Source organism: Bacillus sp. EE-W1, assembly GCF_009760835.1.
GTDB classification, from domain to species: domain Bacteria; phylum Bacillota; class Bacilli; order Bacillales; family Bacillaceae_G; genus Bacillus_A; species Bacillus_A wiedmannii.
Genome location: NZ_WIPE01000044.1, coordinates 1 through 11789 on the forward strand (window position 1 = coordinate 1; position 11789 = coordinate 11789).

Genomic DNA, 11789 nt, shown 5'->3' on the forward strand with positions numbered 1-11789 from the left:
CCTGTTAATTCTGATACTTGACTAACTCGTAAAAATTTCATTATTATTCTTACCTCATCAAACTCGCAATAGCACATATGTTCGATAAATTCAATGAGGTTGGATAGATTTAATTAAATGTATCTCGTTCAACTAAGGGCGCAATTCCTTAGCCAGTTCTCTTATGAACTTCTCATGTTTTCACATGAGCGCAGACTATATGTTTATCTACTTAGAGATAGAGGATTTTTCCACCACCATAGGCTTGTGATGTACTCTCGTCAGTGATACGAGATAGTCGTTGAACGTTCATCTTATCCATTTTGACTTAGATGATTCGAGGCGGAAGACCCATTGTTCTAGTGTTTAGGATTTAACCTTGCACGATCTGATTGATTTTTCCTGCTTTCGCAACATTCACGCTCGCCATTTCTAGCCACGTTGTAGTTCAATCAGCTTTAGGGATTGCCCGCAGTTAACCCTCACTACTAGCCAATCACTTGACTAGCAGGGCTTACTGATATATTTAATTAACTTTCGTTATAATTGGTTAAATAAATCGTAACAGTTAGTTACCCTTTCGTTTTCTCAGCAGACTGCACGACATCAACCGCCGCTTTCACATCCGCTAAGTCATATGTAGAATGGACTTTCATAAAACGTAATTGCTTATTTTCAACTAAGCGAATTAAGTGATGAAACGTCTCCTGCCATTTATAGGGTGATACTTCTTTATTCCAATGTCGTAAATGAAATATGTTCGCGTGCACTTTTGCTTTCGTGACAATCTCTGCCCAGTTCACTTGTATTCCTGATAGAAGACCGATCGTTAAAAAATGCCCGTTTGGACGTAAGGAGAAAGCTAATGCATTTCCATCCGGTCCTCCGATAGAGTCAATCGCAGCATCCGCACCGAGCCCGTTCGTTAATTCCATAACGGTTTCATAAAGCGGGACAGTGGAAGTATCAATTACATATGCAGCACCAAGGCGCAGTAATTCTTCTGTATGCTTATTATTTCTTGTAACAGCAATGAATCGGAAGTTTAAAATTTGTGATAACTGCGCGAATAGATGTCCAATAGCGGATCCGCAAGCGTTCACTAATAAAACGTCATTACTCTGTAAGTTTAACGTTTCTGTACAAGTAACCCACGCCGTAAGAGGATTAATATACATTTGTGCCGCTGTAAAATCATCAATGGAATCCGGAATAGGGACTACAAAATCAGCTGACGTCTTCACATACTCCTGCCAAGTACCTTCTCCGCGTAACGGTAAAACACGTTTACCGATAAGGTCTCTCGTAACGCCCGTACCAACATCTTCTACAATACCGACACCTTCATAACCAGGTATGTTAGGTAATGGGATTCTATGAGCGTACGCTCCTGTTATTGGAATTAAGTCAGATGGATTAATCGGCCTAACTAACATACGAACGAGAACTTCATTATCTTTTAATGGTTCTATATTTTTATATTCAACTTGTAATACGTCTTTTGGGTTGCCAAACTTGTGAAATTGAATTTGTTTTCCATGCAAGATAAATGTGCCCCCTTAGTTTGATTGGGTTTATTATAGCATTTTTGGTTGGAGTGATTATTTCGTTATCAAAAAATAAAAGGGAACAGAAATTCGTCGTTTATCTATTTGATAAAATCGATTTCTCCTGAATACATAGTAATATAAGAAAAAGACGCCCTTGTGAGCGTCTTTTTCTAACTTGAGATAGATGCATTATTATTGTTCTACTAGGTTACATCGTTCTCGTATAAAGTTTTCTCACACAAATGATCTGTGTATCAATTTGTTTTTGATATACAGATCATTTGTATGATAATTATTATAGATAATTGCTGAATGATAACCTTACATGAATGCTTTTAAAAGTTCTTGAACTAATGGAATTACTCCACCTACAAATTTTAAAACTGCCATTGCGATTTCCATATGAGTGCCTCCTTTTTTAATGGTAAGATGCAATAAATCTTTATATGCTTATTATAGTAAGCGCTTACAATTATATCAATGCATTTCGATATGCAATATTTCATATTTGTATTCTGTAATGGGGATGGGAAAAAGCCCCACTAATTAAAGTTTCACTTTATCAAAATGTAAGCTGCATCTTGTATAATATAATGGTGGAGGTCGAATATGAAAAAAATGAATTCAAATATAGACGTGGATACAAATGTATTGGAAGCGGTATTTATTCCAAGAAGGTTTATTGTTTTATGGATTACACTCGTATATATTGCTTCAATGCTTTTAGAATTTCGTAATAATATTCTCTCAATGGATAGTTTCTTCTTCACAATAATTATTGTTATTCATACTATCTTTCATTGGTATGCAAGTTCATTAAAGAATAGACAATTGTTATATTTCTTTTTTGTACAACTCTTCATTGTGTTTCTTGCTGCATTTATTGTACCAAATGGTTCAATAGCTATTTTTGTTGGATTAACCCCTATTTTAATTGCTCAAAGTTTATATGTTTATAACAATATATTTAAAGTAATGGCAGTTTTTACTCTCATGTATGCCATATTTTGTATTGCGATTAGTATGAATTATGGTGTGAATAAAGTAGCTATTCTTATCTCTATGTTCCTTTTAGTACTAGCAATTATTATTCCTTTTTCTTATATTAATAAGCAGCAATATGATGCACGTAATCGTATACAGAGTTATATTCAAGAGTTAGAGTCTGCATATATGAGAGTGGAAGAATTGACATTAGCTAATGAAAGACAGCGAATGGCAAGAGATTTACATGATACGTTAGCGCAAGGTGTAGCGAGCTTAATTATGCAATTGGAAGCAATAGACGCCCATATGCAAAAAGGGAATACAGGGCGATCTCAAGAGATTATGAAACAAACTATGATAAGAGCGAGACAAACTTTACATGACGCAAGGCTGGTTATTGATGATTTGCGTCATACTACTAATTCATTTAATAAAGCTGTAGAGGAAGAAGTTCAACGTTTTTCTGAGGCTACGTCTATACATGTGAGATTTACTATTCAAAGCCCCCCGCATATTTCAAGATTAGTAAAGGAACATTGTTTATATGTAATTAGTGAATGTTTAACGAATATCGCAAAACATTCGCAGGCAACAGATGTAAATTTGAAAGTTGAATATAGCGATAACCTTGAAAAACTTACTATTGAAGTTGAAGATAATGGAATTGGTTTTGACACTGGATATATCGGTAAGAATCCTGGACATTACGGCTTAATTGGCTTAAATGAGCGAGTTCGATTGATTAATGGAGAAATACATATATTGAGTGAAAAGATGAAGGGTACGAAAGTGTGTATTCAGGTACCTATCAATAATGAAGGAGATAGCGATGAAGTATAACGTATTAATTGTGGATGATCATTTCGTTGTAAGAGAAGGTCTGAAATTAATAATAGAAACGAGTGATTCATTTCAAATTATAGGTGAGGCTGCAAACGGAGAAGAAGCCCTTTCTTTCATAGAAAAAAAGAAACCTGATGTTATTTTAATGGATTTAAATATGCCTAAAATGAGTGGTTTAGAAACAATTGAGGCTTTAAATAAAAAACAAAATCATACGCCGATTATTATATTAACTACTTATAACGAAGATGAATTAATGTTAAAGGGAATTGAGCTAGGAGCAAAAGGATATTTGCTAAAAGATACGGATCGTGAGAATTTGTTTCGAACATTGGAAGCGGCTATTCGAGGTGAGATTTTACTACAACCCAATATTATGGAAAAAATAGTGAATTATAAAAGGAAAGAAGTATATGCTGATAAGGTTGAAGAAAATAACTTAACAGAAAAAGAATTGTTTGTGTTGAAAGCTATTGCGCGTGGAAATAAGAATAAAGAAATTGCATTCGATATGGGAATAGCTGAGCGAACAGTAAAAGCGTATTTAACAAATATATACAATAAATTAGGTGTTAATTCAAGGTCAGAAGCAGTAGCTGTATCTATTGAAAGGAAGTTAATTCATTTTTAAAACATTATATATGCCCAATCGTACATTATAGGCTTGCCCTTTTGTACGATTTTTTTATTATTTTCTCATGTTATGCTTTAGAAAGCATGAGAGATTTAAGAACGCTCTAATTGCATTACACAGACGTTTTTAATGTGGGAAAGGAAGAAGAATAATTAAATGGCAACTTTGTTTTTAATTTCTGTAGTTATTTTCTTTATTTGGCTGCAAAGTAAACAAACAAAATTAAACTGGATACATATTATTACTTTTCTCATGATGATAGGGATTATTACTTATACGGCGCCGCAACCGATGACTAGAGATTTACAAGCAGAGTTATTGGCAGTTACGCTTTTTTCTTTCGCTATTGGTGTTTGGCAAGGTGGAGGAATTACAGTTTGTTATGAGGATGGAGTTTTATATATTACAAATGGAAAACAGTATTCCATTTCATGGATTCTTTTAATAATCGGCAACATAATTATTATTAACACATTTGAAGGTGGATTTACATTTAATGGATCGTGGATTATTTTGTGTAGCGTTGTCATTGCATCTGGGTTGAAAAACAGTATTCTATGCATTCTGTACAAATTAACAGTGCGAAATTGAATGGGAAAAGGATATTTTTTTATGTTGATATAGAAATTAATACTATAAGTTCATCAAAAGATTGTAGTCGATAAAAACGAGAAGGAAGAATGGGGGAGTTAGCGTAGATGTTTCTACCTATTACTACATTTGATAGGTTTATTTGGCTGGGGAATGTTGCTTCGTCTTCAGAAAAGATTAACAGGAATCTGGCGTTTTCGAGGGCTGAAGAAAGTAATGTTAATTTGTGTAAAAAGAAATGTATAGGTTCAATTAATAATATGCATCAAAAAATAACGATAGCTTCTGTGGAATATGGTCATAATTTTGTGTTGGGTCGTGCAGAACCTCATTCAACAATTGTCATAACAAGTGGCGATACGTTTGTTGGAAGTGGACGGGTTAATAAGTATGGAGAATTTAAAATATATACGAATGATTATCTGGAAGAGCATTTGGTAATAGAGATGCAGTTGATAATGGGTGGTTTTTATCAAGAGAGTATAACGGTAAAGATAGAATGATTTCTTTTTTTCCACTATATAAAAAGGAAGCAACCGTAGTCGCTTCCTACATCAATTAAGCCGAAGCCTTCTTCATTCTTTCAAGTAAACTAGATAACACATGCGTACGATACGATTCTAGTTTTTTACCTTCATAAGTACGGATACCTAATTTTTTAAGTTCTTTTACATACCAACCTTTGCTTCCGAAATACATGTGATCGCTCCCCTTCAACTTTGTTTTTAGTTGTTCTGATTGCATATGGAGGTACAGGTAATATAATGAAGGAAATGAATTTCGCGCGAAAATGGTTAACTTTGTTGCAAAAGACATATATACTAAGGATAGTATATAACGAGGTGGGCAAGACGTGATTATAGAGAAGCACGAAATTCAAATTGACCAAATTACGAGCGGTAAAGTGAATATCTTTACTTTCTATAGAAATAGAAAGCAAGTTGATGATCATTTTTTACGATTGCAAGAACCATCGCTTACAGCAAACTACTTCTTCCATTTTCATTTTGATGCAGAGAGCTTGCATCTACTGCAGGAAGAGTTTCCGAGCGTATATCCGTACGACGGTAGTGAAACGATTCACGACTGGACGGAAAAGATGAAAGCAGAATTGCAACATCAGATCCAAACAGGAAAATGGAATAAGCGCGTACGTATCGGTAATCGCATTCTAGATGTGGTGTTTACGTGGTGTGACGAAGATATAGTAGAGTGAAAAAGAAGCGGATGACGCTTCTTTTTTTTAGCGCTGGAATAAAACGAGCTTACCTGCAGTAGATGTGCAGCGATGTGTTTTTTCATACAATCCTTTTTCTTTTAAAATAGATTCACCTTTTGCTTTCGCTTCTTTTTCAGTTGCCGCCTCGAATGATTCGTCTAATGCTTTTGAACCATCTTTTTCAAAGACTGTTAGAACGTATACTCCCATGAAAATTCCCTCCAATAATAAAAATCAGAATCTTATAACTATTTTGGCATAAATCACTAGAATATGCAAAGAAATATATGACATTGCGTGGTAAAATAAAGTGAAACTTTAATCTTCGGGGAGTCTTTTCATCCCCGAAGATTATTAGCCTTCACCAATCGGGTATTTATGGGCAGTTAACCCTCAGATTAGCTTCTTTGTCTACTGCCCGTTAATACGGGGTAAAGGGGAAGTTTTATATGCACTAGATTTACTATTCGTAGTAAAGTACGGAAAAAGAAAGGATCGTTATTTGTGAAACAAGTGAAGTTTATACATGCGGCTGATTTGCATTTGGATAGTCCGTTTAAAGGGATGGAGATGAATGTACCGCAGTCTGTTTGGGAAAGAATGAAGCAGAGTACGTTTGAATCGTTCGAGCGTATTGTTGATAAAGCGATTCAAGAGCGCGTTGATTTCGTATTACTAGCCGGGGATTTGTATGATGCGGAGACGAGAAGTTTGAGAGCGCAAGTGTTTGTGCGCGAGCAAATGAAGAGACTTTCGCAGTACGATATCCCTGTTTTTATTATTCACGGTAACCACGATCATTTAGGGGGAAGCTGGGCAGCAATTGAGTTTCCGGAAAATGTTCACGTGTTTATGGAGCCTTATGTAGAAGAGAAATCATTTTATAAAAATGGTGAGTTGTTAGCTTCTATTTACGGTTTTAGTTATTTGCAGCAAGCGGTAACGGATAATATGACAGCGCAGTATACGAAAATGAGTGATGCGCCTTTTCATATTGGCATGCTTCACGGAAGTGTGGAAGGAGATGCAGAGCATAATCGCTATGCACCGTTTCAAATTCGTGAGCTGAAAGAAAAGCAGTTTGATTATTGGGCTCTTGGCCATATACATAAACGTGAAATTTTATCAGAAGAGCCGTGCATTATTTATCCAGGTAATATACAAGGACGTCATCGTAAGGAAACGGGCGAGAAGGGTGCGTACCTTATTGAACTTACGAAACAAGGCACACACTGTTCATTTTTCCATACGGCGGATGTTGTGTGGGATGAGATAGAAGTAAATATTGACAGACTTGAAACTGTTGATGAACTTATGACGAGCGTATCGAGTGCGATGAATGAATGCCGAAGAGAAGAGGAAGGGACACTTTTAACCGTCGTATTTACAGGTCAGGGAACACTTTCTCCTTATTTACGCGATGAAAAACGTGTGGAAGAGATTTTTCATATTTTAGCAGCGGGCGAAGAGCGAAAAGATTTCGTATATGCGATGAAGTGGAAAAATGAGACAGTTTCTTTTGCAGAAATCGAGCGTTTGAAAGAAGAAAATCATTTCGTCGGTAGTGTGCTAAAAGAGTTAGAAGCCTTCACTAATATGGATGGCGTGTTGCGCACGATTTGGACATCTCCTGTAGCGCGTAATAGTATTGAATCTTTTACAGAAGAAGAGAAGAAAGAGATTCAAAAGGAAGCGGAAAATATTATTTTAGAGCAATTATTCCAGCAAGAGAGGGATAAGAAATGAGAATTGAAAAACTCCATATTTATGGGTACGGAAAATTAGAAAATGTGGAAATGGATCTGTCAATGCTGACGGTGCTGTACGGTGAGAATGAAGCGGGGAAATCAACAATTCGCTCATTTATGAAAAGTATTTTATTCGGTTTTCCGACGAGAGGACAGCGCCGTTATGAGCCGAAAGAAGGCGGCAAGTATGGCGGTGCGATGACTGTGGAAACAGAGAAGTATGGCCGTTTGAAAATTGAGCGGTTGCCAAAGACGGCAGCTGGTGAGGTGACCGTTTATTTTGAAGACGGGAAAACGGGCGGCGAAGAAATTTTAAATGATATATTAAGCGGCATGAATGAAAGCTTATTTGAATCTGTCTTTTCATTTGATATGCATGGCCTTCAAAATATACATCAACTCGGTGAGGCGGATATCGGCAATTATTTATTTTCAGCAAGCGCAGTCGGAAGCGATGCGTTATTACAGCTAGATAAAAAGCTAGAAAAAGAAATGGATCAGCGCTTTAAACCGAGCGGGCGTAAACCAGAAATTAACGTGTCACTACAAGAGATGAAGAAGCTGGAAGAGAAGATGAAAGAGTGGCAAGGGAAAATTGGCACGTATGAAAAGCAAGTGAGGCAGTTAAAAGAAAGTGAAGAGAAACTTGCTTCTGTTCGCGTGGAAAAAGAGAATGCAGAAAAGCGAAAGCAAGATTATGAAATATTAGCAGCGCTAGAGCCTCTCGTTATTGAAAAGCGTGCGCATGAGAAAGTGTTAGAAAACGAGAGCGGGCAATTTCCTGTAAACGGGATGGCGCGCTATGAAGCGATTAAGGCGAAGATGGAGCCGCTTCAATTACAAGTTGATTCGCTCCATAAAAAAATAGAGAATGTGCAATCGGAAATGGAATCGATTCAAATAGATGAAGCGTTTTTGCAAAAAGAAAGTTATGTAGAAGAACTTCGTATGCAGCATATGTCTTATGAAAATGCACGACAAGAAATGCGCGATATGACAGGAACGATTACGAATATAAAAGAAGAGCTGGCAGAACTAGAGCAACAAATTGGTGCTACTTTTGAAAAAGAAACAGTTCTTTCGTTTGATATGAGTTTGGCAACGAAAGAGTTAATTACGCAAGCAGTGCAAAAAGCACGTGAATTAGAAACGCAAAAAGCACAGCTCGATGATCGTTTTAAAGTAGCGCAAGAGCAGTTAGAAGAACAAGAAGAAAATATAAGACAGATTAAGCAACAAATGTTAGCGGATGAAGAGCGAAATGTGTTAGCTGAGAAAGAGAAGTCGTTCCAAGATGCGGCGTTTATCGGTATGGGCGCAGAGAGAATGAAGCGCAAGTATGAGGAAAAAGCAGGAGCGGCTATGCAAAAGAAAAAACAGTGGCAAAGAGTTTGTCTTCTGTTACTTCTTATTAACACAGTCGTTTTATTCACAAGCTTATTTATAGACTACCGCCCGCTCTTATTTATTAGTGTCATTATTTTTGTAGCGATTGTTCTTGCACTTGTTTTATATAAAGATCCATCGAGTGGATTACAAGAAGAACTGCTTACTCTTCAGCAAAGTGCTGGCGGGAGACAAAGTGAAGAAGCGATGTCTGTGCGCTATGAGTTAGAAAAAGATGAAGAGATTCGGAAGTTATTTGAGCGTGAGTCTTATAAGTTGCAGCAAATAGAGCGAGCGTATGATAAAGTCGTTTCATCCTATGAGGAATGGGAGCGAGAAACGTTCCGCATTAGCGAACAAGTAAATGTGTATAAAATGCGCTATACGTTCCCTGAATTTTATACGTATGCGCACATATTACCGGCGTTTGAGCGTATGGAAAAAATGCAGCAATTATATCGTGATTTAGAGAAGAAAAGTGAGCGCAAATCTTCATTATATGAAATGATTTCGCATTTTGAACATAAACTAGAAACTGTTATCGGTAGTGCGGAGTATAGTAAGCTGCACGAGGCACAAATCCGTATGCAAAATGAGAAAGAAAAACGCCAAACTTGTAAGCAGCTAAAAGAGAAGCTTGCGGAATGGCAAGAAGAATATGCGTTCATGCAAGAGCAATTGAAACAACTGTTAGTAGAACGAGATGGATTATGGCATATCGCACATTCTACAGATGAAGAGATGTTTTTAGAAGCAGGTAAACTAGCCGAAAAACGTGAAGATGCTGCGCAGCAAGTCGGGCGTTTATTACCGCAAATTGATCTGTTAGAACAGCGTTTAACGAGTTTATCATTAGCTGAACATTATGAGGCTGACGGTTATGATGAAAAATTAAAGCAAGAAATGACAGCTGCGCAAAATTGTCTTATGAAAGAGAAAGAACTGACAGAGCGTATTGCGAAACATCGTATGGAAATCGCGAATTTAGAAGAAGGTAGTACGTACGGTGATTTACTGCACGAATGGGAAATGAAAAAAGCGCAAGTGCGTGAACAAGTGAAGAAGTGGGCTGCTTATGCGGCTGCAAAGACAGTGTTAACGAAAACGAAGCAATATTATCATGAAGTACATCTTCCTCGTATTTTACAAAAATCAGAAGAGTACTTTGTGTATTTAACAGGCGGACGATATAGTAAAATCTTTTCACCGTCAGAGGCAGATCCGTTCATTGTCGAGCGTAACGATGGTATGCGTTTTTACAGTCATGAACTAAGCCAAGCGACAGCGGAGCAGTTATATTTATCGTTACGATTTGCATTAGCGAAAACATTTGAGCATGATTATCCGTTCATTATTGATGATAGTTTCGTGCATTTTGATGCGGTAAGGACGAATCGTACAATTGAACTAATAAAGGAAATTGCGAAAGATAGACAAGTCATCTTCTTTACATGCCATGCGCATTTATTAACGTATTTTACAGAAAAACAGATTATAAAATTAACGCATAAGCGTAAAGAAAATGAGTTGTAGTATGCTATACTAAAAGTAACTGATATGGTGGAGGAATTCGAATGAAAAAGAAAATTGCAGAATATGAAGTTGGTGAACAAGTCGATGTTTTCTTGTTAATTAAAACAGCGACAAAAGGTTTAGCAAGCAATGGAAAACCATTTTTAACAGTAATCTTACAAGATCCAAGTGGAGATATTGAAGCGAAGCTATGGGACGTATCGCCAGAAGTTGAGAAACAATATGTAGCAGAAACAATCGTTAAAGTAGCTGGTGATATTTTAAACTACAAAGGACGTATTCAATTACGTGTGAAACAAATCCGTGTTGCGAATGAAAATGAAGTAACAGATATCTCGGATTTCGTAGAAAAAGCACCAGTGAAAAAAGAAGATATGGTTGAAAAAATTACGCAATACATATTTGAAATGAGAAATCCAAACATTCAACGTCTAACAAGACATTTGTTAAATAAGCACCAAAACGAATTTTTAGAATATCCAGCAGCGACAAAGAACCATCACGAGTTCGTATCTGGACTAGCTTATCACGTCGTATCGATGCTTGATTTAGCGAAAGCTATTGCGGCTTTATACCCATCGTTAGATAAAGACTTACTATATGCAGGCGTTATTTTACATGACCTTGGTAAAGTAATCGAATTATCTGGCCCAATTTCTACAACATACACGTTAGAAGGAAATTTATTAGGCCACATTTCTATTATGGTGAACGAAATTGGGAAAGCAGCAGACGAGCTACAAATCGATGCAGAAGAAGTATTAATTCTTCAACACATCGTGCTTTCTCACCACGGAAAAGCAGAATGGGGTAGCCCAAAACCACCATTAGTAAAAGAAGCAGAAATTCTGCACTACATCGATAACTTAGATGCAAAAATGAACATGATGGACCGCGCATTAGGACGCACAAAACCAGGCGAATACACAGAGCGTGTCTTTGCACTTGATAATCGTTCGTTCTATAAGCCGACGTTTCATAATTAATAATGTGAATTGAATGGCCTCATTAAGTGTTAAAAGCTTAGTGGGGCTGTTGTATAATGATAATAAAGTTATTGAATTTTGATTATTAAAAAGCTAAGAGCCTTACTACATTCTACGTAGCAAGGCTCTTTAAAGTTGTTTCAAATTACATCCATCTGTTCGTTCAAGTGTAACTATTCGCAATTATTTGATATTATACAGGTGAATAGAAAGATACATTAAAATTTAGTTTCGTAGTTGTAAAAGGAGGTTATTTATCCAACATTAACGGGCAGTAAAACTCCCACCTCAAAATTTGGCTGGAGCAAAGAAGTTAGGTGGGGGTCGGGCTGC

Annotated in this window: 11 protein-coding genes and 1 pseudogene; 8 read left to right on the forward strand and 4 right to left on the reverse strand. The window is 36.7% G+C overall.

Features of this window, described 5'->3' with window-relative positions; translation table 11 throughout:
• Positions 1 to 551 precede the first annotated feature (551 nt).
• Together GFJ36_RS04530 and GFJ36_RS30060 are read right to left on the reverse strand one after the other, a co-directional pair.
• The gene (locus tag GFJ36_RS04530; protein ID WP_194956663.1) at positions 552 to 1526 is read right to left on the reverse strand and encodes a zinc-dependent alcohol dehydrogenase family protein; all 975 of its coding nucleotides are present in this window, start codon (positions 1524 to 1526) and stop codon (positions 552 to 554) included.
• Between the two features lie 324 nt (positions 1527 to 1850).
• Positions 1851 to 2035, reverse strand: a pseudogene (locus GFJ36_RS30060) (hypothetical protein).
• A gap of 103 nt (positions 2036 to 2138) precedes the next feature.
• Between GFJ36_RS30060 and GFJ36_RS04535 the strand changes: the two are divergent.
• The 4 genes from GFJ36_RS04535 to GFJ36_RS04550 all read left to right on the forward strand — a co-directional run bounded on the left by GFJ36_RS04535 (position 2139) and on the right by GFJ36_RS04550 (position 5087).
• Positions 2139 to 3356, forward strand: coding sequence for a sensor histidine kinase (locus tag GFJ36_RS04535; protein WP_097890554.1), 1218 nt, complete (start codon positions 2139 to 2141; stop codon positions 3354 to 3356).
• A complete protein-coding gene (locus tag GFJ36_RS04540; RefSeq protein ID WP_000876838.1) occupies positions 3346 to 3990 on the forward strand; it encodes a response regulator in 645 nt (214 codons plus the stop codon). The genes GFJ36_RS04535 and GFJ36_RS04540 overlap by 11 nt, the downstream gene beginning before the upstream one ends.
• 159 nt (positions 3991 to 4149) lie before the next feature.
• Positions 4150 to 4584, forward strand: a complete 435-nt coding sequence (locus GFJ36_RS04545; RefSeq protein ID WP_071758375.1) for a hypothetical protein — start codon at positions 4150 to 4152, stop codon at positions 4582 to 4584.
• A 107-nt stretch (positions 4585 to 4691) separates the two neighbouring features.
• A complete protein-coding gene (locus GFJ36_RS04550; protein WP_097890552.1) occupies positions 4692 to 5087 on the forward strand; it encodes a hypothetical protein in 396 nt (131 codons plus the stop codon).
• A 55-nt stretch (positions 5088 to 5142) separates the two neighbouring features.
• Here GFJ36_RS04550 and GFJ36_RS04555 read toward each other — a convergent pair whose 3' ends face one another.
• Complete coding sequence (locus GFJ36_RS04555; RefSeq protein WP_000273536.1) at positions 5143 to 5283, reverse strand: YflJ family protein; 141 nt, start codon at positions 5281 to 5283, stop codon at positions 5143 to 5145.
• A 154-nt stretch (positions 5284 to 5437) separates the two neighbouring features.
• Between GFJ36_RS04555 and GFJ36_RS04560 the strand changes: the two genes are divergently transcribed.
• Positions 5438 to 5800 (forward strand): hypothetical protein, encoded by a 363-nt coding sequence (locus tag GFJ36_RS04560; RefSeq protein WP_016136590.1) that lies wholly within the window; start codon positions 5438 to 5440, stop codon positions 5798 to 5800.
• 27 nt (positions 5801 to 5827) lie between these two features.
• Here the strand turns inward: GFJ36_RS04560 and GFJ36_RS04565 are convergent, their stop codons facing one another.
• Positions 5828 to 6013, reverse strand: a complete 186-nt coding sequence (locus tag GFJ36_RS04565) for a YhzD family protein (RefSeq protein ID WP_000539548.1) — start codon at positions 6011 to 6013, stop codon at positions 5828 to 5830.
• A gap of 294 nt (positions 6014 to 6307) precedes the next feature.
• On the opposite strand from GFJ36_RS04565, the gene GFJ36_RS04570 reads away from it, so the two are divergent.
• Genes GFJ36_RS04570 through yhaM form a run of 3 tightly spaced genes read left to right on the forward strand, consistent with a single transcriptional unit; the run spans position 6308 to position 11456 of the window.
• Positions 6308 to 7549, forward strand: coding sequence for a metallophosphoesterase family protein (locus GFJ36_RS04570; RefSeq protein WP_087985662.1), 1242 nt, complete (start codon positions 6308 to 6310; stop codon positions 7547 to 7549).
• A complete protein-coding gene (locus tag GFJ36_RS04575) occupies positions 7546 to 10470 on the forward strand; it encodes an ATP-binding protein (RefSeq protein ID WP_097890550.1) in 2925 nt (974 codons plus the stop codon). Before GFJ36_RS04570 ends, GFJ36_RS04575 begins: the two co-directional genes overlap by 4 nt.
• Before the next feature lie 41 nt (positions 10471 to 10511).
• A complete protein-coding gene (yhaM, locus tag GFJ36_RS04580) occupies positions 10512 to 11456 on the forward strand; it encodes a 3'-5' exoribonuclease YhaM (RefSeq protein ID WP_000726645.1) in 945 nt (314 codons plus the stop codon).
• Positions 11457 to 11789 lie beyond the last annotated feature (333 nt).